The organism is Nonomuraea candida (genome assembly GCF_000725485.1).
In the GTDB taxonomy this organism is placed as follows: domain Bacteria; phylum Actinomycetota; class Actinomycetes; order Streptosporangiales; family Streptosporangiaceae; genus Nonomuraea; species Nonomuraea candida.
Window position 1 is genome coordinate 170,540 of sequence record NZ_JOAG01000005.1, and the last position, 25,686, is coordinate 196,225.

General features: G+C 71.2%; 20 protein-coding genes. 8 read left to right on the top strand and 12 right to left on the bottom strand.

The genetic code is table 11. The features are described from left to right. Positions 1-138: 138 nt before the first annotated feature. Together thrB and thrC are read right to left on the bottom strand one after the other, a co-directional pair. Complete coding sequence (gene thrB, locus IO39_RS04465; RefSeq protein WP_043616320.1) at positions 139-1,056, bottom strand: homoserine kinase; 918 nt, start codon at positions 1,054-1,056, stop codon at positions 139-141. Positions 1,057-1,094: 38 nt separating this feature from the next. Beyond that, positions 1,095-2,153 carry a threonine synthase gene (gene thrC / locus IO39_RS04470; RefSeq protein WP_043616323.1) on the bottom strand — a complete coding sequence of 353 codons (1,059 nt, stop codon included), beginning with the start codon at positions 2,151-2,153 and terminating at the stop codon, positions 1,095-1,097. Between the two features lie 284 nt (positions 2,154-2,437). Between thrC and IO39_RS04475 the strand changes: the two genes are divergently transcribed. Continuing rightward, complete coding sequence (locus IO39_RS04475; RefSeq protein WP_245641805.1) at positions 2,438-3,844, top strand: glycosyltransferase family 2 protein; 1,407 nt, start codon at positions 2,438-2,440, stop codon at positions 3,842-3,844. Positions 3,845-3,965: 121 nt separating this feature from the next. On the opposite strand, the gene IO39_RS04480 is transcribed toward IO39_RS04475, so the two are convergent. Both IO39_RS04480 and IO39_RS04485 read right to left on the bottom strand, forming a co-directional pair. Beyond that, on the bottom strand, positions 3,966-5,657 hold the full coding sequence (locus IO39_RS04480) for a glycosyltransferase family 2 protein (protein WP_245641806.1): 1,692 nt from the start codon (positions 5,655-5,657) through the stop codon (positions 3,966-3,968). Further along, positions 5,654-6,730 (bottom strand): glycosyltransferase family 2 protein, encoded by a 1,077-nt coding sequence (locus IO39_RS04485; RefSeq protein ID WP_043616329.1) that lies wholly within the window; start codon positions 6,728-6,730, stop codon positions 5,654-5,656. The genes IO39_RS04480 and IO39_RS04485 overlap by 4 nt, the downstream gene beginning before the upstream one ends. Before the next feature lie 270 nt (positions 6,731-7,000). Between IO39_RS04485 and IO39_RS04490 the strand changes: the two genes are divergently transcribed. Further along, entirely contained in the window at positions 7,001-7,336 is a 336-nt protein-coding gene (locus IO39_RS04490; protein WP_043616332.1) for a hypothetical protein, read from the top strand. 218 nt (positions 7,337-7,554) lie between these two features. Here the strand turns inward: IO39_RS04490 and IO39_RS04495 are convergent, their stop codons facing one another. From IO39_RS04495 to IO39_RS04515, 5 genes are all read right to left on the bottom strand, one after another. After that, positions 7,555-7,920 (bottom strand): hypothetical protein, encoded by a 366-nt coding sequence (locus tag IO39_RS04495; protein ID WP_052422434.1) that lies wholly within the window; start codon positions 7,918-7,920, stop codon positions 7,555-7,557. A gap of 31 nt (positions 7,921-7,951) precedes the next feature. Continuing rightward, a complete protein-coding gene (locus tag IO39_RS04500) occupies positions 7,952-9,241 on the bottom strand; it encodes a homoserine dehydrogenase (RefSeq protein WP_281199985.1) in 1,290 nt (429 codons plus the stop codon). After that, positions 9,238-10,620: a diaminopimelate decarboxylase gene (gene lysA, locus IO39_RS04505; RefSeq protein ID WP_043616336.1), complete on the bottom strand. Its 1,383-nt coding sequence runs from the start codon at positions 10,618-10,620 to the stop codon at positions 9,238-9,240. Before lysA ends, IO39_RS04500 begins: the two co-directional genes overlap by 4 nt. 124 nt (positions 10,621-10,744) lie before the next feature. Next, a complete protein-coding gene (locus tag IO39_RS04510) occupies positions 10,745-11,368 on the bottom strand; it encodes a DALR anticodon-binding domain-containing protein (RefSeq protein ID WP_043616339.1) in 624 nt (207 codons plus the stop codon). Between the two features lie 18 nt (positions 11,369-11,386). Then, positions 11,387-13,234, bottom strand: coding sequence for a glycosyltransferase family A protein (locus IO39_RS04515; protein WP_052422435.1), 1,848 nt, complete (start codon positions 13,232-13,234; stop codon positions 11,387-11,389). Positions 13,235-13,372: 138 nt separating this feature from the next. Here IO39_RS04515 and IO39_RS04520 point away from each other — a divergent pair, with 138 nt between their 5' ends. Both IO39_RS04520 and treS read left to right on the top strand, forming a co-directional pair. After that, entirely contained in the window at positions 13,373-15,010 is a 1,638-nt protein-coding gene (locus tag IO39_RS04520) for an asparagine synthetase B family protein (protein WP_043616347.1), read from the top strand. Positions 15,011-15,274: 264 nt separating this feature from the next. Continuing rightward, on the top strand, positions 15,275-16,981 hold the full coding sequence (treS, locus tag IO39_RS04525) for a maltose alpha-D-glucosyltransferase (RefSeq protein WP_052422466.1): 1,707 nt from the start codon (positions 15,275-15,277) through the stop codon (positions 16,979-16,981). 118 nt (positions 16,982-17,099) lie between these two features. Here treS and IO39_RS04530 read toward each other — a convergent pair whose 3' ends face one another. From IO39_RS04530 to IO39_RS04540, 3 genes are read right to left on the bottom strand one after another with little or no spacing between them, the layout of a single operon-like run. Then, on the bottom strand, positions 17,100-19,367 hold the full coding sequence (locus tag IO39_RS04530) for an ABC transporter permease (protein WP_052422436.1): 2,268 nt from the start codon (positions 19,365-19,367) through the stop codon (positions 17,100-17,102). A 52-nt stretch (positions 19,368-19,419) separates the two neighbouring features. Then, the gene (locus IO39_RS04535; RefSeq protein ID WP_043616350.1) at positions 19,420-20,148 is read right to left on the bottom strand and encodes an ABC transporter ATP-binding protein; all 729 of its coding nucleotides are present in this window, start codon (positions 20,146-20,148) and stop codon (positions 19,420-19,422) included. Further along, entirely contained in the window at positions 20,145-20,651 is a 507-nt protein-coding gene (locus IO39_RS04540) for a PadR family transcriptional regulator (protein ID WP_043616778.1), read from the bottom strand. The genes IO39_RS04535 and IO39_RS04540 overlap by 4 nt, the downstream gene beginning before the upstream one ends. A 127-nt stretch (positions 20,652-20,778) precedes the next feature. On the opposite strand from IO39_RS04540, the gene IO39_RS04545 reads away from it, so the two are divergent. Genes IO39_RS04545 through IO39_RS04560 form a run of 4 tightly spaced genes read left to right on the top strand, consistent with a single transcriptional unit; the run spans position 20,779 to position 25,662 of the window. Continuing rightward, positions 20,779-22,026 (top strand): ABC transporter substrate-binding protein, encoded by a 1,248-nt coding sequence (locus tag IO39_RS04545; RefSeq protein ID WP_043616354.1) that lies wholly within the window; start codon positions 20,779-20,781, stop codon positions 22,024-22,026. Between the two features lie 7 nt (positions 22,027-22,033). Next, a complete protein-coding gene (locus tag IO39_RS04550; protein ID WP_043616357.1) occupies positions 22,034-23,359 on the top strand; it encodes an ABC transporter substrate-binding protein in 1,326 nt (441 codons plus the stop codon). A gap of 12 nt (positions 23,360-23,371) precedes the next feature. Further along, on the top strand, positions 23,372-24,754 hold the full coding sequence (locus IO39_RS04555) for an ABC transporter permease (protein ID WP_043616360.1): 1,383 nt from the start codon (positions 23,372-23,374) through the stop codon (positions 24,752-24,754). Then, positions 24,751-25,662 (top strand): carbohydrate ABC transporter permease, encoded by a 912-nt coding sequence (locus tag IO39_RS04560; protein WP_043616363.1) that lies wholly within the window; start codon positions 24,751-24,753, stop codon positions 25,660-25,662. The genes IO39_RS04555 and IO39_RS04560 overlap by 4 nt, the downstream gene beginning before the upstream one ends. Positions 25,663-25,686: the final 24 nt, after the last annotated feature.

The window sequence follows — 25,686 nt, forward strand, 5'->3', positions numbered from 1 at the left end:
TGCTTCCGCCTCGCGACGTGAAGCATGATGCAGCGATGTGTGGCTGACAAGCACGCACCCACCAAGGGGGCATCTGGTGCGGCTATCAGCCTAACATCACCAGCGCACACGGCTATTCCCTGAAGGTCTAAAGAGGCATCAGCGTGTCTCGGGGAACTGAACGTTCGCACCAACCGGGTCGACGTCCATTTGCTGGATGTGCCAGTCATTACCCACTTCTGGCGCGATCAAATCCTGCGTATCCGGTGTCGAAAACGCAAGAACCGTGGGACCCGCTCCCGAAACGACCGCGGGCACGCCCACTGCACGGAGACGTTCTACCAGATTCGCGCTCTGCCTCATCGCAGGCGCGCGATAATGCTGATGGAGCCGATCTTCTGTGGCGGCGAGCAGAAGCCCTCGCTCGGGCCGCTGGGTCAGCGCGGCGATCAGCAACGCGGCCCGGCCGGCGTTGAAGGAGGCGTCCTTGTGGGGCACGTCCTTCGGCAGGAGCCCCCGCGCCGCCTCCGTGGACAGCCGCGCCTGCGGAATCAGGGCGACTGGACGGATGCGCTGGTCAGGAGCGAGTTTCACCATATGCGGCGCCCCGTCGTGGTCGGACCACGAGACGGTCAGCCCGCCTGCCAGGCAGGGGGCGACGTTGTCGGGGTGGCCCTCCATCTCGGTGGCCAGCGCGTACACGGCGGCGTCGGAGAAGGCTGCGGCGCGTTCGCTATCAGCCAAAGCACGTGCGGCGAGAATGCCCGCGCAGACGGCCGCCGACGATGATCCGAGCCCCCGCGCGTGGGGGATCCTGTTGCGGCAGCGCAGGCGGATGCCGTCGGGCTGGGGCGCCCCCATGCGGTCGAACGCCAGGCGCATCGCCCTGACGACCAGGTGCCCCTCGCCGGAGTCCACCTCCCCCGCGCCCTCGCCCTCCACGGTGACGTGGACGCCGCGCTCCCCGGTGAGCGTGACCTCGACGTCGTCGTGGAGGCCCAGCGCGAGCCCGAGCGCGTCGAACCCCGGCCCAAGGTTCGCCGACGTCGCGGGCACGCGAATGTCAACGGTCCTCATTGATTCACTTTTCCCTCGTCACTCCCCGTGCGCCCCCGTCAGGCGAGGTTGAGAGCCGCCGCGGCGGCATGGACGTCGATGGGGATGACCACCGGCGCCGGCGCCCCCGAGATGGCCCAGTCAGGGTCCTTCAGGCCGTTGCCCGTGACCGTGCAGACGATGCGCTGCCCCGCCTCCACCATGCCCTGCGCGTGGGCCTGCAGCAAGCCCGCGACGCTGGCGGCCGAGGCGAGCTCGACGAACACGCCCTCCTCCTGCGCCAGCAGTTTGTACGCCGCCGCGATCTGCCGGTCGGTCACCGCCTGGATGGCCCCGCCGGACTCGTCGCGGGCCGAGGTGGCCAGCTCCCAGGAGGCGGGGTTGCCGATGCGGATGGCGGTGGCGATCGTGTGCGGATGGGTGACCGGCGCGCCCCCGACGATGGGCGCCGCGCCGCTGGCCTGGAAGCCGAACATGCGCGGCCGCTTCGTCGACACGCCGTCGTCGAAGTATTCGCGGTAGCCCATCCAGTAGGCCGAGATGTTGCCCGCGTTGCCCACCGGGATGCAGTGGATGTCGGGGGCGTCGCCGAGCGTGTCGACGATCTCGAACGCCGCCGTCTTCTGCCCCTGCAGCCGGAACGGGTTGACGGAGTTGACCAGCGCGATCGGATAGCTGGACGACAGCTTGCGGGTCATCTCCAGGCAGTCGTCGAACGACCCCTCGACCTGCAGCAGCGTGGCCCCGTGAACGAGCGCCTGGGCCAGCTTGCCCATCGCGATCTTCCCCCGCGGCACCAGCACGGCGCAGGTCAGCCCGGCGCGCACGGCGTAGGCGGCGGCCGAGGCGGAGGTGTTGCCGGTGGACGCGCAGATGACCGCCTTGGCCCCCTCTTCGACGGCCTTGCTGATGGCCATCGTCATGCCGCGGTCCTTGAAGCTGCCCGTCGGGTTGGCCCCCTCGACCTTCAGGTAGACGTCACACCCCGTGAGGGCCGAGACGCGGTGCGCGGGCACCAGCGGCGTGCCGCCCTCGAGCAGCGTGATGACCGGCGTCTTCGCGGTGACCGGAAGACGCTCGCGGTACTCCTCGATGAGGCCACGCCACGACCTGCTCATGATGACTCCCTACCTGCGGTGTTGGGCACAGAGTGTACGGGGTGCCGACCCCCTGCGCGGAGCCGCGTCCACGGGTCGGACACCCCGCCGGGCGCCTCCGGACGCTCCCCGGCCGGTCGGGGACGCGCCCGTTGGACAGGGGCACTATTCAGGAAATTCTCAGCATCTCCCGCTAAGGTCTCAGAAGGGGGGTCACGACCATGAACGCGCGTCCTGCTCTGAGGCAGAACGACTTTTCACCTGTAGCGGCACCGCCACTCGGCGCCTGGTCTCCCGCCCTTTCCGTGAGCGTGGTCGTACCCGCGCACGGCGGGCAGGACAAGCTGGACCTGACGCTGGCGGCGCTGGCCGCGCAGACATATCCGGAGCACCTCATGGAGGTGCTGGTCGTCGACGACGGCAGCGTGCCGCCGATCCGGCTGCCCGAGCTCCGCCCGGCCGGCACCCGCCTCGTACGGGTCCGCGACGGCTGGGGCATCTCCAACGCCGTCAACACCGGGGCCAAGGCCGCCGACGGGGAGATCATCCAGCGGCTCGACTCCGACATGGTGGCCTGCCGGGAGCACATCGAGGCGCTGGCCCGGTGGCACCACGTGACGGACTACCTGGTCACGATCGGCATGAAGAAGTTCGTCGAGCCGCCGGCCGTCACCCCGCGCCAGGTCTTCTCGGCCGGGCGGCTGGACGAGCTGTTCGACCTGGCCGCGGCCGTGCCCAGCTCGACCGAGGCGACGATCGCCAAGACCGACGGGCTGCGCAAGAGCCGCAACCCCTACCACGTGTGCACCGGGCCGACCTTCGCGCTGCCCAGGGAGGTCTTCCACGCCGTGGGCGGCCTCGACCCGAACGTGATCAGGGGCGAGGACACCGAGTTCTCCTACCGGCTGGCGATGCACGGCGTGGTCTTCGTGCCCGACCTCGACGCCCAGGCCGTGCACCTGGGGCTGCCCTCGCAGCACCGCGACAGGGAGCGGGCCGTGCGGGCGGTGGAGCCGTACCTGGCGCATCGCATCCCGCTCCGCCGCGACCTGCGCAAGGACCGGGGGCGGCGCTGGCTGGTGCCGTACGTCGAGATCGTGCTGGACGTCACCGACACCTCCGGGTCCGTGGTGCGCGAGGCGGTGGCGGCGGCGCTGGACGGCAAGCTGCAGGACGTCGTGGTGACGCTGGTGGGGCCCTGGTCGCGGCTGGACGACAGGCGCCGGTTCACGCTGTCCGACCCGTGTTTCGAGCTGCGGCTGATGCGCGACCTGTTCGCGCACGACGAACGCGTCCGCCTGATCGACGAGGCCGCGCCGACGCCGGCGCCGTGCCCGTTCCGCTACCGGGGGCCGGTGGACGTGCCGCTGCACCGGGCGACGCTGGAGCGGATGATCGAGTCGGTGCAGAAGGACCTCACGGGCGTCCTGGTCGTGGACCTGCCCGACGGGCGCACGGCCCGGCTGGAGCGCACCTCGGCGCTGGGCCGCGCCGCCCTGCTCGCCGAGCCGGGCGACGACCTCGACGAGATCATCGCGGTCACGCACGGGGTGCGTCACGAGCCGCCCGACCGCTACTGGCCGGCCCCGGCGCAGCCCGAGCCGGTCACCATCCCGGCGCCTCCGGCCGCCCCCGCGCCGGGCCCCCTGTCGGTGGAGCCGCCGGAGAAGACGCTGCTGCGCCGCCTGAAGGCGGCCCTGCGCCCCAACTGAGGGCGCGGGGGCCGGCCAAGACCGGCCGCGCGGGCGTTCGCGCAAAGCGTAAGGGCCGGCCGCTCGCGCAGGACACAGGGCCGGGCCGGCCGCTCAGCGCAGGCTGCGGGGGCGGGACGGGTCAGCCGCGCAGGCGCTTGCGCAGGGCGCGTTTCATCGTGGTGGACACCACGGTACGCAGGTTCTGCTGGACTCGGCCGGCGGCGGCGAGCTGGCGGCGCAGCGTGCCGACCTCGCGGCGCAGCTCCACCGCGGACTTGCGCCAGCGCCCCGCCTCCTCCTTCCACTTGGCCACCTGCGCGCGCAGCCGCTCGGCCTCCTTGGCCAGCCTGGCCGCCTCGGCCCGGGCCTCTTCCCTGGCCCGGTACGCCCCGCGCCGCCCCTGCGGCGGCTCGCCCCCGGTCGTGAAGCCGTAGGTCTCGCCCGCCACCCAGGACACGCCGGACACGTCGTCCACCACGTCGTCGAGGTCCTCCCCCGGCTCCGCCACGACGCGGGCCCTGGCGAAGGCGGAGGCGCGCTCCAGCCGGGCCGCCACCACGCCCTCGGACGACTCGTCGAGCAGCACGTTCACCAGGCCCAGGCCCTCGTCGCGGGCCAGGTCGAGCAGGCGCGCGAGGCTGTCCTCGCCGGGGACCCACCCGGGCGGCAGGCGCAGCGTGAACGGCACGGCGGGGTCGACGTCGTCCGTCGTGGCCAGGCGCACCCGGCCCTCGTGCCGGTAGTGCCCGTGGACGAGCGCCGGCTCCAGGTCCGGGTCGTGCAGCGGGGCGCGGCGGTCGCGGTCGAGGGTGTCCCACGGGCCGACGACCAGCACGGACAGGTCGGGCACCGTGCAGGCCAGCAGGGCGTCCACGGCGGCGCGCACGTCGTCGTAGCCGGCCGTGCCGTCGACGACCGCCGTGACGTACGGCACCTTCCACTGCCGCCCCGGATGGCCCCGCAACCAGCGGTAGGCCGGGATGCGGTCGGCCACGAACGCGTGGCTCACCCGGTCGATGGGCTGCTTGTCGCGCATGCGCATGGTCGGCCCGAGGTGGTAGGCGCGGGCCGCCGGCTCCGGTACGAACACCGCGCCCGCCTGCCAGAGCCGGTAGCCCAGCTCGGTGTCCTGGCCGAGGATCAGCTCCTCGTCCATCGGCCCGGCCGCCTCGATCAGCCGGGCGTTGACCGAGGTCGCGCCTCCGACGTGCAGGCTGAAGGGGCGCTGGGGGTTGTCGGTGAGGCCGCCGGTGCGCTCGACCAGGTCCACGATCCAGGCGTGCGGCTCGGCGGGCTCGAAGTGCTTCTCCAGGTCTTCGGGCAGCTCGCGCGGCACCTCGGCGCCGGTGAACCTGAGGTAGCCGGTCACGACGAGGTAGGGGGCGGCGTGGTGCCAGCGCATGTGCGCCTCGATCGCGCCGGGGGTGAGCACGACGTCGGAGTCGAGCCAGTGGATGACGTCGCCAGTCGCCGCGGCGAGCCCGGCGTTGCGGGCGCAGGCGCGTCCCGGCCGGTCGCAGACGATCAGGCGGGTGCGCTCCGGCCGGTCGGCGGGCAGGCGCAGCGGCGGCGAGCTGCCGTTGTCGACGACGATGACCTCGGTCAGCCCGGCCGGGTACGTCTGCCTGGCCAGCGCGGCGAGCACCAGGTCGAGCTTGTCCTGGCCGCCGTAGGCCGGGATGACGACGCTGACCGTCAGCCGGGGCGTGACGTTCCCGGCGGGCGCGAGCACGCGGTAGTCGTTGCCGCGCACCCGGGGGGAGGCGGCCGGGCGGTCGGCGGTCATGCGGTCGGCGGTCATGCGGTCGGCGGTCATGCGGTCGGCGGTCATGCGGCTTCCATCAGCAGGCTCGGGCGGAAGCCGCGCCACTGGTTGGCGGCGACCTTGACGAAGTGGGCGAGCGGGAGCTGCCAGGTGTGGTCGGCGCTGAGACCGCGGCGCAGGATGTAGCCGAGCCCGTGGGTACGGTAGATGCGGGCCTCCGCCTGTTGCGCCGCTTTCAGAAATTCAAGATCGACGGCCCGTGGCAATCCAGGAAATCCGCCTATTTCTTGAAATTTCGCCCGAGACACCATGATCGTGCCGCCCGCCACGTGATCGGCATAGACCTCGCTGGGATAGCTCGCCCCGCTCGCGAACGTCGTGCGCCTGATCGTCGCCTTCAGCGGCTCCAGATAGAAGAACTCGGCCGTGGTGCCCACCACGTCGGCCCCCGCGTACGACAGGGCCATGAACAGGTCGGCCAGGTGGCGGGGGCCGTACCAGTCGTCGTCGTCCCACTTGGCCACGTAGTCGCCGCTCGCCCGCCGCGCGGCCCGGTTGAGCACCTCGCCGAACGGCGTGGACCCGGGCTCCTCGATCCACTTCACGGGCAGCGAACAGGACTCGACCGCCTCGCGTACCTCCTCGAAGGCCACCCCGTGCAGCCCCAGCAGCACCTCGGACGAGACGTCGCGCTGGCGCTCCATCTGGGCCAGCGCCGCACCGGCCAGGCCGGGCCGTTTGGTCGCCATGACGATGCTGACCTGCGGCGTCGTGGCCGCGGGGTGCGCCAGGCGGCGCAGGCGCACGCTGTGCTCCTCGCGGCGCAGGTCGGCCAGCGAGCGCGCGGTGCCGTCGGCGGCGTGACCGAGCCAGGCGCGGTCGGTGAGCACCGCCGCGAGACCGGCGGGCACCCACGGCGGCGCGTGGCCGGCCGTCAGCGGGATCCCGGAGGCGGCCGCGGCCAGCAGCCCGTCGAGCGGGGCCGGCGCGTCCGGCCACTCGATCTCCAGGCCGCGCAGGGGGCGCAGCTCGGCCACGTCGAGCGGCCGGCCCTCCACCGCCCAGGCGTTGTCGGCCCAGTGCAGGCGGGCCAGCCCCTTCTCCGGCGTACGCGTGAAGCCGCAAGGGGTTACGGACATGAGTGGGGTGCTCCTCGACCGCTTCGGGACCTTAATCGGCGCCTACATTACGCCCGTTTTACTGACTGGTAGACGTGGGCGCCAGATTCGGCGGCATCTCCGGCGGCGCCGGGGAAGTGGCGCCGGATTCCCTGGGAACCTTCAGCAACTTGTGCGCACATCCGTGCCCAGAGTTATTAAGGTGGCGATAATCCCCTAATGTCCGGCAAGCCCCTGACGTCCCCGAAGCCTCCGAAGTCCCTTGAAGTGACCTACGAAAGGTAAGCGCGGATGCTCTCGCCCCGCCGACTGGCGGCGACCGCCGCACCACTCGCAGCACTGGCCCTCGGCGCGCTCGCGCTCCTCCTGCTCGCCGACCTGATCACCTTCGGCGCCGCGGCGACGGCCGTGGCCTTCCTGGCCGTGCTCGCGGCGCTCGCCCTGGAGGAGACGGCCGAGGGCGGGGTGACGATCGCCCGCCTGGACCGTACGGCGGCCCTGTCTCGCGCCGCCCTCGTCGCCGGGCCGGGCGACCACCCCGGACGACCTGATCGACGCCCTGTTCGGGCTGGCCCTGCGTGGACGGGGAGAGCTGGGGCTTCACCCGCCGCCCGGCCGTCCGCCTGATCAGGGAGCGCCACCGCACCGCCCTCACCCGCGCCGTCCGCCGCCTCCGCGCCCTGACCTCCCGCGACGGCTAGCCCGCCGTGTCCGCGCCCTGACCTCCCGCGACGGCTAGCCCGCCGTGTCCGCCGGCCATCCTTTGGCGGCTTCGTTCGTCGCGAACCGCATGCGCCACTCATCCTCGATCGGCGGAGACGCCACGTCGTCGCCGCGCTCGGGGCTCACGGTGCGGGCACCTCGCCGTGGTCCTCGTCCGGCAAGGCGCGGGTGAGAGTGGCGGTCAGCGCGGGGTCGGCCAGGATGCGGGCGGTGGCCCGCCACTCGACGATGACCCTGTGCAGGGTGGCGTGGACGTCGAGGTCGGCGACATCCCTGGTGGCGTGGACGTCGAGGTCGACGACATCCCTGGTGGCGTGGACGAGGTCCTGGACGAACTCCCGCCGTTCCCCCTCAGACAGGTGCCGGGTCCACGGGAACACGGCGGGCACCGCGTGCTCGACCGCCCGGGCGCCTTCCTCGCTGACGACGAGGGCGGAGAGCAGGTCGGCCGGCCTCGTCTCTCCGCGCTCCCGATCATGCCCGGCCATGTCAGGCGTCCCTTGCGGCGGCGGTCCGGGGCTACTCGTCGCCCTCCACGCGCATCACGCTGGCCACCGCGCGGACGACGTCGAGTTCGCGCAGGCCGCGCATCGTGGCCGTCAGGGCCGCGTCGGTGGCGCGGTGGGTGACGATGACGAGCTGGGCGTCGTCGCCGTGGCCCTCCTGGCGGACGGTCTGGATCGACACGTCGTGGGTGGCGAACAACTCGGCCACCCGCGCCAGCACGCCCGGCTTGTCGGCCACGTCGAGGGCGACGTGGCAGCGCGTGACCGTCTCCCCCATCGGGTGCACGGTCAGGTCGGCGTAGGTGGACTCCTCGGGGCCGCGCGTGCCCGCCAGGCGGTTGCGGCCCACGGCCACCAGGTCGCCGAGGACGGCCGAGGCCGTCGGGGCGCCGCCCGCGCCCTTGCCGTAGAACATGAGCTGCCCCGCCGACTCGGCCTCCACGAAGACCGCGTTGTACGCCTCGCGCACCCCGGCCAGCGGATGCGAGCGCGGGATCATCGCCGGGTGCACCCGCACGCCGAACGAGCGGCCGTCGTCGGAGCGGGCGCAGATGGCCAGCAGCTTGATGACGTAGCCCATGGCCTTGGCGGAGGCCACGTCGGTGGCGGTGATCTCGGTGATGCCCTCGCGGTGCACCTCGTCGGCGCGCACCCGGCTGTGGAAGGCGAGCCCGGCCAGGATGGCGGCCTTGGCGGCGGCGTCGAAACCCTCGACGTCGGCGGTCGGGTCGGCCTCGGCGTAGCCGAGCGTCTGGGCCTCTTCGAGGGCGTCGGTGAAGGAGGCGCCCGTGGAGTCCATCTTGTCGAGGATGTAGTTGGTGGTGCCGTTGACGATGCCCAGCACGCGCTTGACGCGGTCGCCGGCCAGCGACTCGCGCAGGGGCCGCAGCAGCGGGATGGCGCCGGCCACGCTGGCCTCGAAGTAGAGGTCGCCGTTGCCGGCGCGGGCGGCCTCGTGGAGGGTGGAGCCGTCCTCGGCCAGCAGCGCCTTGTTGGCGGTGACCACCGACTTGCCCCTGGACAGGGCCGCGACGATCAGCGACCGGGCGGGCTCGATGCCGCCGATCACCTCGATCACGATGTCGACGTCGTCGCGGGTGACCAGCGACTCGGCGTCGGTGGTCAGCAGGGCGGGATCGAGCTCGATGTCGCGTTTGCGGCCCAGCTTGCGCACGGCGACCCCGGCCAGCTCCAGCGGGGCGCCGACGCGGGCGGCCAGGTCGTCGGCCTGCTCGTGCATGAGCCTGATGACCTGCGAGCCGACGACGCCGCAGCCGAGCAGAGCCACTTTCAGCGGTTTCACAGCTGTCCCCTCAACAGGTCGTCCTCGGTCTCACCTTGCACGATCACCCGGGAGACGCCGCCGGAGACGGCGACCACGGCGGGCTTGGGCAGGTAGTTGTAGTTGTTGGCCAGCGAGCGGCAGTAGGCGCCGGTCGCGGCCACGGCGACCAGGTCGCCGGGGGCGAGGTCGGCGGGCAGGTGGAAGTCGCGCACGATGATGTCGCCGCTCTCGCAGTGCTTGCCGACCAGGCGGCTGAGCATGGGCCCGGCCTCGCTGGCGCGGCTGGCCAGCACGGCGGTGTATTCGGCGCCGTAGAGCGCCGTGCGCACGTTGTCGCTCATGCCGCCGTCGATGCTGACGTAGGTGCGCAGCCCCTCGACGTCCTTGATGGTGCCGACCTCGTAGAGCGTGATGCCGCCGGGGCCGATGATGGTGCGGCCGGGCTCGACGGTGAGGCGGGGCACGGGCAGGCCGGCGTCCTCGCAGACCTTGGCGACGATCTCGCGCAGGCCGTCGGCCAGCTCCTTGATGTCGGGGGCCTCGTCGCCCTCGACGTAGGCGATGCCGTAGCCGCCGCCGAGGTCGAGCTCGGGCAGGACCACGCCGTGCTCGTCCTTGATCTGCACGAGCAGCGAGGTCAGCCGCCGCGCGGCCACCTCGAACCCGGCCGTGTCGACGATCTGGGAGCCGATGTGGGAGTGCAGCCCGACGAGGTCGAGCTGCGGCAGGGCCAGGATGCGGCGTACGGCCTCGGCCGCCGCGCCGGTGTTGAGCGACAGCCCGAACTTCTGGTCGTCGTGGGCCGTGGCGATGAACTCGTGGGTGTGGGCCTCGACCCCGGTGGTGACCCTGATCATCACCTTGGGCCGCTTGCCGTGCTGCTCGGCGAGGTAGCCGAGCCTGGCGATCTCGTCGAAGGAGTCGACCACGATGTGCCCGACCCCGGCCTCCAGGGCCCTGGTCAGCTCGGCCACGGACTTGTTGTTGCCGTGCATGGTGATGCGCTCGGCGGGGAAGCCGACGCTCAGCGCGACCGCCAGCTCGCCGCTGCTGGCCACGTCGAGCCCGAGGCCCTCCGCGTGGAGCCAGCGCACGATCTCCTTGCACAGGAACGCCTTGCCGGCGTAGTGGACGTCGGAGCCGGCGAACGCGGTGGCGTAGTCGCGCATGCGCGAGCGCACGTCGTCCTCGTCGATGACGTAGAGCGGCGTGCCGTGGTCACGGGCCAGGTCACGCACGTCCACGCCGCCGACCGTGAGCGCACCATCGGTCCGGGTCGACGTTCGGGGCCAGATCGCTGGGTTGATCCGGTTGAGGTCGGCGGGCGCCAGCGGCGGGCGCTCCTGGGGCAGCATCTCAGCGTGCCGGTCCCCGGCGGGATGGGCGAATCGACTCACCCGATCGAGGCTATCGGAAGCGCAAGTACGCCATGACCTCATGACCACGTATCGAGACGCGATCAAGCTCCAGAAGAGATATTTTTACGGTTTTTCGCCGTTTAGCCGGATATTTTGTGACACGTCACAATCTGTCAGGGCCGGGGAGCACGCCCCGCACCGCGTCCGCCAGCCGTACCCGCGCCGTGTGCACCGGCCCCGGCTCCTCGTCCCCCACCGGGACGGCCGGCGCCCGCTCGTGGGCGTCGTGGTAGGCCAGCGCCAGCCGGACCAGGTAACCCTCCCAGCCCGGCTCCCTGCTGACCAGCCGCCCCGGCAGCTCCGCCAGCACCCGCAGCACCCGGCGGTGGTGCGGGTCGTCCAGCAGCCCGGGCCTGAACCCGGTCTCCGGCACCCCCAGCTCCCCCGCCCACCGCCGCACGGCGCAGGCGCGGGCATGCGCGTACCGGACCACGAAGCCGGGGTTGTCCCAGGTGCGGGGGCGGTCGGGCCAGCCCGGCTCGAACGGCGCGCGTACGGGCGCCGGCTCCACCAGCTCGCCCGGCGTCTCGACGACGATGCGCAGGAACCCCTTGCCCCGCACCTCCACGGAGGCCACCCCGGCCAGCGCCCGCACCCGCCCGGCGAGCTCATCGGCGGGCAGGCCCCGGCGCAGCGCGGCGGCGGAGACGTAGACCGCCTCGCGCTCCCACGTCCCCTCGGGCACGGGCGGCTCCCCGAGCACCTCGGCCAGCTCACCGGGCCTCACGCGGACGAGCCTAGATGCCTAGATGAGCGCGTGCGGCTCCGCCGAGCCGTACTCGACCAGGTGCGCCGCGCCCAGCAGCCAGCGGTCCTCGTCGCGCACGCGCACGTAGCCGAAACGGTCGGCGGAGAACACCTTGACGCCGTCGGCGCGGCACTGCCGCATGAGCACCTCGTCCCACCCTTCGGTCAGGTCGGCGAAGCCGATCTCGCGCAGGGTGTTGCGGCGGGCCAGCAGGGTGCCGCCGGTGATCTCGGGCAGGTAGGAGTACTCGGCCTCCGGCTGCTTGAGCAGCGTGGCCTGCGGCTTGCGCAGATGGGCGTAGAAGGCGGCCTTGCCGACGATGTCGGCGGTGCTGAACAGGAAGGCCCGGCGCAGGTCCGACAGGTAGTGGGGGCCGTAGACGTCGCGGGGGTCCATGACCGCCACGAGGTCGGCCTCGCACAGGTCGATGCCGGAGTTGAGCATCGCGCCCTCGGTCATCGACGCCTGCGGCCGGCGGCAGATGATCTCCACGTCCGGCACCACCTCGCGGGCCCGCAGCTCGGCCTCCGGCGGGCCGATGACGATGAGCTGGTCGATCCCGGACTGCTTGGCCACCTGGGCCAGCGCGTGCTCCAGCAGGTAGGGGTCGAGGACGGGCAGCAGCACGGAGGTGTTGAGGGTGGCGCGGGCGCTGGGCAGGCCGATCGCGTCGAGCATCTCGTCGATGCGCTCGCTCATCGTCCCCATCGAGTACGCCCTGCGCAGCGCCACGTGGGCGCGCCGCGAGTCGGGCTCGGTGCCGATGGGCGTGCCGCAGGCCGCGATCTCGGCCAGCCGCCACTGCGGGGTGCCCGGCGGGCAGTCGGCGGCGGCGGGCCAGCGGTAGGAGGTGAGCACGTCGGGGTAGGACAGGTGCCCGGGCAGGAGCTGGTCGAGCGTGAGCACCCGGTCGATGCGGCCCCCGGCCAGCGGCAGCGGGTTGTGCACCCGGGGCTGCACCCCGAACTGCAGCCGCGGCCAGGCCACGGTCAGGTCGGCGGTGAAGCGGTGCTCGAACAGGTCGGCCGCCGCGGCGTACCGCGAGACGTCGCCCTGCGTGTGCCAGAAGACCGTGCGGATGCCGCGCTCGGCGCACCAGGCCAGCAGCGCCCTGAGCCCCTCGCCGGGCTCGCCGGTGATCTCCTCGGCCCACGGCCCCTGCGTGACGGACTCGACGACCAGCAGGTGGGGCATCTCAAGGGGCAGCACCCGGGCGAAGTCGCGGGGCGTGAAGCCGGTGGTCTGCCGCCACTCGTAGCGCAGCAGCGCCTCGGCGTGCGGGTCGGCGATCACCGCGGCCGTCAGGTGAGGGCGGGTGTTCGGGCCGGTCGGCACGCGGAAGGGCTTGAGCTTGAAGGAGGCGCCTTCGAGCGTCCTGGTGGTGTGGACGGCCTGGTACGCGGCCCCGGGGCGCTCGTCCTTGGGCTTGCCGCCGGTCGCCACGGGCCGGCGCTTGGGCGCGGTGGGCCGCTTGACCGGCTTGGCGGCGCCCCTGAGGCCCTTGGCCAGGCGCACCGGGTTGCTCTTGCCGCTCTTGATGGCGTCGCCGAGCCTGCTCCAGCGCGCGACCTTGATCGACGACAGCTTCCACTGCGCCACCTCGGCCTGGAAGCGCTGCTCGGCCAGCTCCTTGCGCAGCCGCTCGGTGACGGCCTGCTCGGCCGCCAGGCGCTGCTCGGTCTCGCTGAGCTGCTCGGCCAGCGCCTTGGCCTCCTCGGCGCGCTGCTCGGCCGCGGCCAGCCTGGCCTGGGCGTCGTCCAGCAGCCTGGCCAGCTCGGCCGCGCGCCCCGCCTGGGCGACCGCGTCGCGCAATGCTCGCCGCGTGCTCTCTAGCTCGGTAGACACCGGTCCTCCTCCGTCGGCCCGGTGACAAGACACTGCGTCTAATCGTTCGCTCACTACGCTCGCGAACCGGACCTCCGCTCTCGTAGCCCGGCAAAGGATACTCTTTTGCGACAAGCGTCTCGAAGGGATTGAGATCCGGTGCAGTTCAACGTGCGACCCTACGTCTGCGGCGCCCTCGGCCGGATCGACGACGCCACGCTGGGCAAGCTCATGGCGGCTGGGCCCAAGGTCACACCCGCGCTGCAGTCCGCCGAGGCGGCGCTGTTCAGCTCCGCGCCGCTGCCGCCCTACCACCGGGCGGGCCACGCGTACGCGTTCGCCTGGGGCGAGCGCGGGCCCAGGGCCGCCGAGGAGGAGTGGATCGCGGTCGCCGAGACCTACGAGACTCCCGGGCTGATCGGCGACGGGCGGAAGGTGACGCTGCACACGGGCGCGCTGGGCCTGGTGGACGTCTACTACGTGCGGCTGGGCGAGGCGGTCTACTTCTCGTCGCTGATCCAGCCGCTGCTCAGCCTGGTGCCGGTGGCGATCGACTGGTCGGCGTGGGCCTCGATCCTGCAGGTGACGTTCCCGCTGGGCGAGGCGACCCCGTACACCGGGGTGCGGCGGCTGCCGGGGGCCGGCGCGCTGGTGTTCGAGCACGGCAGGCTGGCGACCGAGCGGCGGCTGCCGCGCTGGCTGCGCACGGAGCCGTACGAGAAGTGGGTCAGCCCCCAGGAGATCGTCGAGCTGCTGCACCGGGTCTACGACGACTACGAGGGGCGCAGGCTGCTCGTGCCGGTCAGCGGCGGCTACGACTCGCGGCTGCTGGCGAGCGTGGCCCGCGCCCGCGGCTTCGACGTGGAGTCCTGGACGACCAGCCCCGACGACGGCACCGACACCGACATCGCCTTCGCCCGCTCGATCACCCGCGAGCTGGGCATCCCGCACCGGGTGATCACCCAGGACGCGGCCGACTATCCGGCCGACGCGATGGAGGTGGCGCGCAGGCTGGAATACCTGACGCCGCACCACGCCTGGTATGCCCCCTTCGCCAAGGAGGTGCACGGCGCGGGCCGGATCCTGGTGGACGGCCTGGCCGGCGGGCCGCTGCTGAAGAACTTCATGGTCAGCGGGGCCGCGCTGGAGGCCAGGACGCAGGCCGAGCGGTCGGCGGCCGTGCTGGGCTCGCTGTCGCTGGGCCAGCCCTCGCAGCCGTTCCTGTCGAAGGCGGCGGCGCAGTGGATGGAGGAGACGGTGCGCGAGCAGTTCGAGGCGGCCACCTCGATGCTGCACGGGCACCGGGCCGAGCTGCCGCTGTCGGTGCTGCACACCAGGACCGTGCGGGGCATCGCGCGCTCGGCGGTCAACCTGGTGGGGCCGGAGGCGTCGTTCGCGGCGCCGTTCATCCATCCCGACTTCTTCGACGCGGCGCTGTCGGTCGGGGTGGCGCGCAAGGACAAGGGCCGCTTCTACCGCGAGGTGCTGCACGCGGCCAATCCGCGCGTGGCCGCTCTGCCCTCGACGAACGTGATCAAGCAGCCGCTGCAGCGGGTGCCGCTGCGCTCGACGGCCGCGCCGGCCCGAAATTACGCGCACGGCATGCTGGAGACGGTGGCGAGCCGGGTGCCGGGGCTGCTGTCGGACGAGCTGCACGAGGTGGTGGCCGGCGGTCCCGACGCGCTGACCAGGTTCAATGGGTGGAATGACCGGTTCTGGGTGCGCGGTCTTGTATTGTTCGGGCTCTGGCTGAGCGACTTCGAGAACGACCTCTCTGACCTGGCCACGCCTTTTTAGTGAACTCTGGGTAACAAGGCGATTACATCCCGATCTCGCGGGTATTACACGTCGCACAGCAGAAGCGGGTTCCGGAAAGCCAACGGGCTGGTAGTGTTCGGCCCGTAAGCGCCGCACAAACGGGCACCAGATCACAAATCCGGTCCCGTTCGAGGGCAGTGGAGTTCGCAGGGATGACGACTCCACGCGGCGCGGTCACCAGATAACAACGCCGGGGCAACCGGTGACTTCGTCCTGCCCACATCTCTTCCTGTGAGCGACATCATGATCAACGCATCCCCATTGCCGGAGCCGATCTCCGAGGCGTTCGTCTCGGAGGATCCTGCCTGGTACAAGCGGGCGGTGTTCTACGAGGTTCTCGTCCGGGGTTTCAAGGACTCCAACGGCGACGGCACCGGCGACCTGCGCGGTCTCATCGAGAAGCTGGGCTATCTCGAGTGGCTCGGCGTGGACTGCCTGTGGCTGCTGCCCTTGTACGAGTCCCCGCTGCGTGACGGCGGATACGACATCTCGGACTACATGAAGATCCTCCCGGATTTCGGGGACCTGGGAGACTTCGTGGCGCTGATCGAGAAGGCCCATGAGAAGGGCCTGCGGATCATCACCGACCTCGTGATGAACCACACCAGTGACCGCCACCCCTGGTTCCAGGCGTCCCGGCACGACCCCGAGGGGCCGTACGGCGACTTCTACGTGTGGTCCGACCATCCCGGCGGCTACCCCGACGCGCCGATCATCTTCATCGGCGCCGAGGAGTCCAACTGGACCTACGACCCGGTGCGCAAGCAGTACTACTGGCACCGCTTCTTCCACCACCAGCCGGACCTCAACTATGACAACCCGGCGGTGCAGGAGGCGATGCTGGAGGTGCTGCGCTTCTGGCTGGACCTCGGGATCGACGGCTTCCGGCTGGACGCGGTGCCCTACCTGTTCGAGCGGGAGGGCACGGCGTGCGCGGGGCTGCCCGAGACGCACGCCTACCTGAAGAAGATCCGCGCGGAGGTCGACCGCCTCTACCCCGACCGGGTGCTGCTGGCCGAGGCCAACGGCTGGCCCGAGGACGTGGTCGAATACTTCGGCGACCCCACCACGGGCGGCGACGAGTGCCACATGGCCTTCCACTTCCCGCTCATGCCGCGCATCTACATGGCGGTCAAGAAGGAGACGCGCGAGCCGATCTCCGAGATCATGTCGCGCACGCCCAAACTGCCGGAGAACGCGCAGTGGGGCATCTTCCTGCGCAACCACGACGAGCTCACCCTCGAGACGGTCACCGAGGAAGAGCGCGACTACATGCACAAGGAATACGCCAAGGACCCGCGCATGCGGGCCTACCTGGGCATCCGCCGGCGCCTGGCCCCGCTGCTCGACAACGACCGCGACCGGATCGAGCTGTTCACGGCGCTGCTGCTGTCGCTGCCCGGCTCGCCGGTCATCTACTACGGCGACGAGATCGGCATGGGCGACAACATCTGGCTGGAGGACCGCGACTCGGTCCGCACGCCGATGCAGTGGAGCCCCGACCGCAACGCCGGCTTCTCCTCGGCCGACCCCGGCCGCCTCTACCTGCCCGCCGTCATGGACCCGATCTACGGCTACCAGGCGGTCAACGTGGAGGCCCAGCAGCGGCACGAGGGGTCGCTGCTGCACTTCACCCGCAAGATGCTGGAGATCCGGCGCAGGCACCCGGTGTTCGGCGTGGGGGCCTACACCGAGATGTGGTCGTCCAACCCCTGCGTGCTCACCTACGTGCGCGAGGACGGCGACGACGTGATGCTCTGCGTCAACAACCTGTCGAAGTTCCCGCAGCCCGTCGAGCTGGACCTGCGGCGCTTCGAGGGCATGACGCCGGTCGAGGCGCGCGGCGGCGTGCCGTTCCCGCCGATCGGTGAGCTGCCCTACCTGCTCACGCTGCCGGGGCACGGCTTCTACTGGTTCGCCCTGAAGAAGGACGACCTCACCGAGAAGTGACCGCCGCCCGGGCGCGGGCCGCACTCCGTGAGGAGGCGGCCCGCGCCCCGGCGCGTTCGGCGAGAGGCAACCGGCACCCGGGCGCGTTCGGCAAGTGGCGACCGGCACCCGGGCGCGTTCAGCGAGTGGCGACCGGCACCTGGGCGCGGGCGGCGCGGCGCGCCGGGATGAGCGCGACCGCCAGGGCCGCGCCCACGGCGACCAGCACGGCCACCGTCAGGGTGAGCGGCGACGGCGCGCGGCCGATGCCCGCGCCGACGCCGCTGGTGTGGCCCTGGAGGTCGATCAGCCCGGTGACGACGGAGACCCCCGCCGCGGCGCCCACGCCGACGCCCAGCACGACGAGCAGCCCCGTGCCGGTCACGAGCGTGGCCATCACCTGGCGCGGGGTCAGCCCCATGGCCTTGAGCACAGCCAGGTCGAAGGCGTGGTCACGCAGCCCCAGCGCGCTGGCGGTGAGCAGGTTGGCCAGGCCGATCAGGGCCAGCACGGCGATCAGGGCCACGATCACGATCCTGATGATCGACAACCGGTCGGCCGGGTTGACCGCCGCCTGCACGTCCAGGCCCTCGCCCGACCCGGCCAGCAGCCGGCCCCGCACCTCGGCGGGGTCGGCGCCCGGCTTCAGCGCCAGCGCGTAGTACTCCGGCGGCACCGAGTCCTTGGCCGCCAGGCTGTCGAGCCCCACCGAGAGCACCTCGCCGTCCTGCTCGGGCTCGACGGTCCTGCCGACGACCCTGACGATCAGCGGGGTGCCGCCCACGGTCAGCCGCACGCGGTCGCCGATCTTGACGCCGAGCAGGTCGAGCAGCCCCTGCCCGGCGACGGCCTCGCCCTGGCGGGCGTACATGCGCCCCTCGACCACCGGGAACGGGTACGGCCGCGTCGAGCTGCCGATCGCCCGCACCCTGACCGAGCGGGCCTCGCCGGGGGCCAGCGCGTTCACGTCGGTGCCGGGGTAGACCTCGGCCACGTCGCGGTCCTGGCCCGCCAGGCGCTCGGCCACGACGGGCTCCAGCTTGTCCGGCTTGACGTAGAGGGCGGCGTGCTGGCCCACCTGCTCGGGATGGGCCAGGAAGTTGTCCAGGGTGGCCCACACGCCGAGCCCGATGGTGATCATCATCATCGGCACGGCCAGGCCGAACGCGGTCAGGAACGCCGGCACCCGCCGGGTGAAGGCGTCTCTGGTGCCCAGGACGAGGGCGGGCGGCAGGCGTACGAGCAGGGCCAGCCTGGCCAGCCTGGACAGGTGGCCCCGCGGCGGCCCGGTGGGCACGTCGGGGATCGGCGGCGTGCGTCCGCCGCGCAAGGCGGGCACCCCGACGGCGGCCAGCACCACCAGGGCCGTGCCCACGATGATGGCCAGCACGGGGATGGGCGCCACGGAGCTGGCGCCGAGCACGGCCGCCATCACGCCCCAGCCCGCCAGCGCGCCGATCGCCACGCCCAGCAGCCCCAGCGCGCCGTGCTCGACCAGGAGCAGCAGCGCGATCTGGCCCCTGGTGAAGCCCATCGACTTGAGCGTGGCCAGGTCGCGGAGCTGGCCGAGCACCCGGCCGCCCGCGGCGTTGGCCAGCGCGAGGGCGGCGGCCACCAGCCCGACCACGCCGAACAGCCCGAGCAGCGTGCCCAGCAGCCGGTTGTCCAGCTCCATGGCGCTCCTGACCTCGCGCCAGGTGTAGACGCGCTGGAGCCGGTCCTCCAGCATGACCACCACGCGCTGCGAGACCACCTGGGAGGCCTCGGGGTCGGCCAGGCGCAGCCCGGTCACCCACTCGCTGCGGCCCAGCATGGGCTCGATGCGGTCGAGCATGACGGGCAGCACGTAGGCCAGCCCCGGCGTCCACTCGGGGTAGAAGCCCTGCTCGGCGGTGTGGGCGATGCCGCGCACGTAGAGGGTGTGGCGCTCGCCGCTGAGCGCGATGATCGTGAAGGGCGCGCCGATCCCGATGCCCAGGGAGTCGGCGAACGAGCGCTCGACGACCACCCCGTCGGGCCTGGACGGGTCCAGCCAGCGACCCTCGGCCACCAGCGGGTGCGCCACGGCGGGCGGCGTGGCCGGCATCGCGCGCAGCGCCGCGGGCTCCTTCTTGCCGTCCTGCGCCACGGTGACGGGCGCCGAGCGGTACGGGCCCGCGGTCTGCGTCACGCCGTCGATGCCGCCCAGGGCCACCTGGGGGCTGTCCTTGGTGTAGAGCCAGACGTGGGCGCCGTCGGTCTGGGCCGACAGGCTGCGCCACGGGTTCGTGCCGTCTTCGAGCAGGGTCGCCGCGGTGATCAGCGCGGCCACGATGCCGGCCACGGCCAGCACGGTCAGCAGCGCCTGGCCCTTCCTGGCCCGCAGGTCGGCCTTGATCCACCGGCTGCCCGCCAGCGCGGTGCTCACAGCGACGGCCCCCGGCGCGCGGCCGCACCCGTCGGTCTCTCGCTTCGCTCGCTCACCGGAGGTCGATCACCTCGCCGGCCGTGCGCGTGCGCCTGCGCGCGATGCGCCCGTCGTCCACGATCTCGCCGTCGAACAGCGACACCAGCCGGTCGGCCAGGCTCGCCACACGGGCGTCGTGGGTGACCATGACGATCGTCTGGCCCTGTTTGTGCACGTCGCTGAGCAGGCGCAGCACGTCGCGGGTGTTGCGGCTGTCGAGGTTGCCCGTGGGCTCGTCGGCCAGCAGCAGGCTGGGCTCGTTGGCCAGCGCCCTGGCCAGCGCGACCCGCTGCTGCTCGCCGCCGGAGAGCTGGGCGGGCGCGGCGCCGGCCCGGTCGGTCAGGTTGAGCGCGGCCAGCAGGCTCTCCCGCCGCTCGCGCGCCACCTTGGGCGAGGCCCCCGCGAGTAACGCGGGCAGCTCGACGTTGTCGCCGACGGTCATGTTGGCGACGAGGTTGAAGAACTGGAAGACGAAGCCGATCTTCTTGCGCCGCAGCAGCGCCCAGGCGCTCTCCGAGAGCGTGTCCACGCGCTGGCCGTCGAGCCAGATCTCGCCGCTGGTGCGGGCGTCGAGGCCGCCCAGCATGTGGATGAGGGTGGACTTGCCGGAGCCCGACGGGCCCATGACGGCGACGAACTCACCCGGCTCGACCTGGAGGTCGACACCGCGCACGGCAGGCACGGGCAGTGCGCCATCCTGGTAGATTTTGACCAGATTGACCGTTTTCACAACCGCGCTCATGCCAGATCCTCCTGGCAACGCTCCAGCCAGTCAAGATCCGCTTGCAGGTGCAACATGGCCCCTTCGATGAGCAGCATCGCCACCCGGTCGGCGGGCGGCGTGCGGGCCAGCAGGTCGTTGAGGTCGCTCATCAGCGACAGATAGTGACGGCGCTGGCGGGTGATCAGCGCCATGCGGTCGGCGATGCCGGTGAGCGGGGCGAGCACGAGCTTCATGAAGAACTCGTCGCGCACCCTGGGGCCCTCGGTCGGCTCGTCCACCCAGGTCATGAGAACGTCGCGGCCCTTGGCGGTCAGATAGTAGACCTTCTTGTTGGGCCGGTTGGACTGCTCCACGTCGACCGCCCGCACCAGGCCGTCCTTCTCCAGCCTGCCGAGGGTGACGTAGATCTGCCCGATGTTGGGGGAGGGATAGGCGCTGCCGAAGGTCTGTTCGAGCGCCTGTTTCAGCTCGTAGCCGTGGGCAGGCTCTTTCGCCAAGAGCGCGAGCAGGTGAAGCCTCACCACTCCACCTCCCCGCCTGTTACGTATGCGTTACGGAGTTATCCGTTGACCTACAGATTACAGGTGTGCATAACATGAATGCATCTACCTAACACGTATGTAACCTCTCTGAACACGGAGGAAACAGGTGCTTCGCTCGCTGGCGGTGCTTCTGGCCGTGACCCTGACGGCCGGGTGCGCGGCGGCGGGCGACGAGGGCGGCGGCGAGACGCGGACGGGCGGGACCGGCCCGATCACCTTCGCCACCGGCCGCGACACCACTGCGTACCTGCAACCCCTGCTGGATCGCTGGAACCAGGCCCACCCGGCCGAGAAGGTGACGCTGCTGGAACTGCCCGAGGCCGCCGACGAGCAACGCGCTCAGATGGTGGCCAACCTGCAGGCCCAGAGCAACCGGTACGACGTGCTGGGGCTCGACGTGGTATGGACTGCCGAATTCGCGGAGAACGGCTGGATCATCCCCCTGGAGCGCGGGTTGTTCCCGCTCGACAGGTTCCTGCCGCCCGTCGTGGAGACGGCCGTCTACAAGGACAAGCTCTGGGCCGTTCCGTACACGAGCAACGCAGGGCTGCTCTATTACCGGAAGGACCTGGTCGACAAGCCGCCGCGGACGTGGGCGGAGCTACGCGACCAGGCCCGCGAGATCACGAAAAAGCACAACATAGGAGGCTATGCCGGGCAGTTTTTGGCCTACGAGGGGCTCACGGTCAACTTCTCCGAGGCCGTGCAGTCGGCCGGCGGGCAGATCGTCAGCCGCGACGGCGCCGAAGTGACCCTCGACCCCGCCACCGGCGGCACCGCGCTCGCATTCCTGCTCCAGGGTCTGCGCGAGGGCTGGATCCCGAAGGAGTCGCTGAGCTTCAAGGAGGAGGAGTCGCGCCTGGCCTTCCAGGAGGGGCGGCTCGCCTTCGCCAGGAACTGGCCGCACGCGTACGGACCGGCCAAGGCCGAGCTGGGCGACAAGCTGGGCGTGACCCGGCTACCCGGCCTCGACGGGCCCGGGTCCAGCACGCTGGGCGGCGCCAACCTGGCCGTCAGCGCCTTCTCCAAGCACCAGCAGACCGCACAGGAGTTCATCCGCTACTTCACGAGCCTGGAGAACGAGCGCCGGGTCCTCACCGAGGGCTCCTTCCCGCCCGTGTGGAGCGAGCTCTACGACGACCCCGAGCTCATCGAGCGTTTCCCGTACCTGCCCGTGCTCAAAGAGACGATCCTGGCCGCCAAGCCGCGGCCGGTGAGCGCCAACTACAACCAGCTGAGCCTGGTGATCGCCAGTTCGGTCGCCAAGGCGCTCGGCAACCCCTCCCCCGAGACCGCCGACGACGTCGCGGCCTCGATGAAGTCAGAACTCGAAGAGATCATCAGAACCCAGTGAGGCAGCCATGCGAAAAGGCAGAGCAGCAGCGATCCTGGCCGGGCTCGCGGTAGCCGTCGCCGCCTGCGGCAACGCTCCGACGACGACCGAGCCCACCGCGTCCGGGTCGGCGCCCGCGTCCAGCGGGGCCGCCAAGACGCTCCAGGGCGTCAAGCTCGAGGTCGCCGCCAAGTGGACCGGCGCCGAGCAGAAGAACTTCGAGCAGGTGCTCAAGGCTTTCTCCGACAAGACGGGCGCGGAGGTCACCTACGCCTCCACCGGTGAGGACACCGGCGCCTACCTCGGCCCGCGCATCCAGGGCAAGAACCCGCCGGACGTGGCGATCCTGCCGCAGCCGGGCCTGGTGCAGCAGTACGCCGACCAGGACGCGCTCAAGCCGCTGACCCCCGAGGTCGTCCAGGAGATCGACGCCAACTACACGCCGTACTGGAAGGAGCTCGGCTCCGCGGACGGCAAGCCGTACGGCGTGCTGATCAAGGCGGCGCACAAGTCGCTCATCTGGTACCGTGCCCAGGCCTTCGACGACGCGGGCGTGCAGCCGGCGACGACCTGGGACGAGCTGGTCAAGAACGCCCAGACCATCGCCGACTCCGGCACTCCCCCGTTCTCGCTCTGCGGCGCCTCCGGCTGGACGCTCACCGACCTCTTCGAGAACGTCTACCTGTCCACCGCAGGCCCGGAGAACTACGACAAGCTCTCCAAGCACGAGATCCCGTGGACCGACCCGACGGTCAAGACCGCCCTGGAGAAGATGGGCGAGATCTTCGGCAAGAAGGAGTTCGTGGTCGGCGGCAACTCCGGCGCGCTCCAGACGGACTTCCCGAGCTGCGTGAGCGAGGTCTACAGCAACAACAAGGGCGCCATGGTCATCGAGGCCGACTTCGTCGCCGTCGAGGCCGTGAACTCCGGCGCCAAGGTGGGCGAGCAGGCGAAGTACTTCCCGTTCCCCAAGGTCGGCGACACCGCCCCCGTCATCCTCGGCGGCGACGTCGCGGTGGCCATGAAGGACTCGCCCGGCGCCATGGCGCTGCTGCAGTTCCTGGCCTCCAAGGAGGGCGGCGAGGTCTGGGCCAAGCTGCCCGGCTACCTGTCGCCGAACAAGAACGTCTCCCCCGACAACTACCCGGACGAGCTGACCAAGCAGCTCGGCCAGACGATCATCTCGGCCGGCGACGCCGTCCGCTACGACATGTCCGACCTGGCGCCCAGCGCCTTCGGCGGCACCGACGGCAAGGGCGAGTGGAAGGTGCTGCAGGACTTCCTGCGCAACCCCAGCGACGTCAAGGGCGCTCAGGAAGCGCTCGAGGCCGAGGCCAAGAAGGCCTGGAAGTAAAGAGGTAAGGCCGTGACCGAACGGTTGGACGGCCGGCAGGACCCGCCCGCGCAGAAGGTCGCGGGCGGGGCCTCCACCGGACCGGCTGAAACCCCCCGCACGAGAAGACGCCTCGGCCCTTCGCCGGCGGTCGCCATAGCCTTCCTCCTCCCGGCGGCGTTGCTGCTGGGCATCTGGGTGGTCTACCCGATCGTCTACTCGATCTTCCGCAGCCTGTTCGACGCCACGGGCGAAGAGTTCGTGGGTCTGGGCAACTACATGACGATCTTCACCGATCAGGGGATGCTCACCACCATCCGCAACAACCTGATCTGGGTGGTCGTCGCTCCCATCCTCGTCACCACGCTCGGCCTGATCTTCGCGGTCCTGACCGAGCGCATCAAGTGGGCGACGGCGTTCAAGCTGATCGTGTTCATGCCGATGGCCGTCTCGCTGATGGCGGCCGGCGTGATCTTCCGTCTCGTCTACGAGGAGGACCCTGACAAGGGCCTGGCCAACGCCGTGCTCACCACCGTGCACGACACGTTCTCCTCCTCGCAGGGCTATCCCGAGGCCAGGGCGCGCGAGGGCGACCAGTCCCCGGTCGCCGCGCAGGACGGCGCGGTCGTCACCAAGCAGCCCGCCCAGGCGGGGCAGCCCGTGCTGATCCCGATCGTCGGCGTCAAGCCGGAGCTGCTGCCCGCCGACGCCCAGACCGCCAAGGCCCCCGCGGCCGCCGGCGACGGGGTGACGGGGACCGTCTGGTTCGACTTCACGCCGGGCGGCGGCGGACAGAACAACGTCGTGGACGGCACCGAGAAGGGCCTGCCCGGCATGACGGTCGAGGCGGTGCGGAACGGCGAGGTCGCGGCCACCGCCACGACGGCCCAGGACGGCACGTTCCGCTTCGACGGGCTGGCCCCCGGCTCCTACACCGTACGGCTGCCGCAGTCGAACTTCGAGGCGTCGTACGGCGGCCTGACCTGGCTCGGCCCGACGCTCATCACGCCCGCCATCATCGGCGCGTTCGTCTGGGTGTGGGCCGGGTTCGCCATGGTGCTGATCGCGGCCGGTCTGGCGGCGATCCCGCGCGACGCGCTGGAGGCGGCCCGCATCGACGGCGCCACCGAGTGGCAGGTGTTCCGCAGGATCACCGTGCCGCTGCTGTCGCCGGTCCTGCTCGTCGTCTTCGTGACGATGATCATCAATACGCTGAAAGTGTTCGACCTGGTGTTCATCATCGCGCCCCCCTCGGTGCAGCCACAGGCGAACGTGGTCGCGCTGGAGATGTGGCGCGTGTCGTTCGGCGGCGGGAACAACCAGGGTCTGGGCAGCGCGCTGGCCATCTTCCTGCTGATTCTGGTCCTTCCCTTCATGGTCATGAACATCCGGCGGTTCAGGAGGGGAGTGTCATGACGACCGCTACCACCACCGCGCCATCCGGGGCGTCGTCCGGGCTGGAGTCGGGCGCGCCGCGCAGAGGCGTGCTCAGCAAGCTCGTCGACCGCGTGGGCAGCGGGGCCGTGCAGGTCGTCATGGTGGTGCTGGGCCTGTTCTGGCTGGTGCCGACGCTGGGCCTGATGGTCGTGTCGCTGCGGACGAACCAGGTCAACAGCGCCGAGGGCTGGTGGACGATCTTCACCAAGCCGGCCGAGCTGACCATCCAGAACTACGCCAACCTGCTGGGCAGCGGCTTCACCGCCTCCTTCTGGAACACCGTCGCCATCACGGTGCCGACCACGGTGCTGGTGATCGGCATCGCGGCCATGGCGGCGTACGCGTTCGCGTGGATGGAGTTCCCCGGCCGGGACGCGCTGTTCCTCGTCGTGGTCGGGCTGCTGATCGTGCCCATCCAGATCGCGCTGATCCCCATCGCCGGCCTCTACGGCAACGCCGGGATCTTCGGCAGCATCCCCGGCGTGGTGCTGTTCCACGTGGCGTTCGGGCTGCCGTTCGCGATCTTCCTGCTGCGGAACTTCTTCGTCGGCATCCCGGCCTCGCTGCTGGAGGCGGCGCGCATGGACGGCGCGCCGGAGTGGAAGATCTTCGTCTCGGTGGTCTTCCCGCTGGGCAAGCCCGCCATCGCCTCGCTGGGCATCTTCCAGTTCCTGTGGGTGTGGAACGACATGCTCATCGCGCTGGTCTTCGCCAACACCGGCAACCAGCCGATGACGAAGTACCTGCAGTCTCAGATGCGGCAGTTCGGGTCGAACACCGACATCCTCTCGTCCGGGGCTTTCATGTCGCTGGTCATCCCGCTGGTCCTGTTCTTCGCCTTCCAGCGGTACTTCGTCCAGGGCATGATGGCGGGCTCCGTGAAGTGACGCTCCGGCGGGCTCGCACGACGT

Excerpts from the sequence above, each read along its gene's own strand:
- thrB (WP_043616320.1), bottom strand. The coding sequence starts at position 1,056 with ATGAGGACCGTTGACATTCGCGTGCCCGCGACGTCGGCGAACCTTGGG.
- thrC (WP_043616323.1), bottom strand. The coding sequence starts at position 2,153 with ATGAGCAGGTCGTGGCGTGGCCTCATCGAGGAGTACCGCGAGCGTCTT.
- IO39_RS04480 (WP_245641806.1), bottom strand. The coding sequence starts at position 5,657 with ATGACCGCCGACCGCATGACCGCCGACCGCATGACCGCCGACCGCATG.
- IO39_RS04485 (WP_043616329.1), bottom strand. The coding sequence starts at position 6,730 with ATGTCCGTAACCCCTTGCGGCTTCACGCGTACGCCGGAGAAGGGGCTG.
- IO39_RS04490 (WP_043616332.1), top strand. The coding sequence starts at position 7,001 with ATGCTCTCGCCCCGCCGACTGGCGGCGACCGCCGCACCACTCGCAGCA.
- IO39_RS04495 (WP_052422434.1), bottom strand. The coding sequence starts at position 7,920 with ATGGCCGGGCATGATCGGGAGCGCGGAGAGACGAGGCCGGCCGACCTG.
- treS (WP_052422466.1), top strand. The coding sequence starts at position 15,275 with ATGATCAACGCATCCCCATTGCCGGAGCCGATCTCCGAGGCGTTCGTC.
- IO39_RS04535 (WP_043616350.1), bottom strand. The coding sequence starts at position 20,148 with ATGAGCGCGGTTGTGAAAACGGTCAATCTGGTCAAAATCTACCAGGAT.
- IO39_RS04550 (WP_043616357.1), top strand. The coding sequence starts at position 22,034 with ATGCGAAAAGGCAGAGCAGCAGCGATCCTGGCCGGGCTCGCGGTAGCC.
- IO39_RS04560 (WP_043616363.1), top strand. The coding sequence starts at position 24,751 with ATGACGACCGCTACCACCACCGCGCCATCCGGGGCGTCGTCCGGGCTG.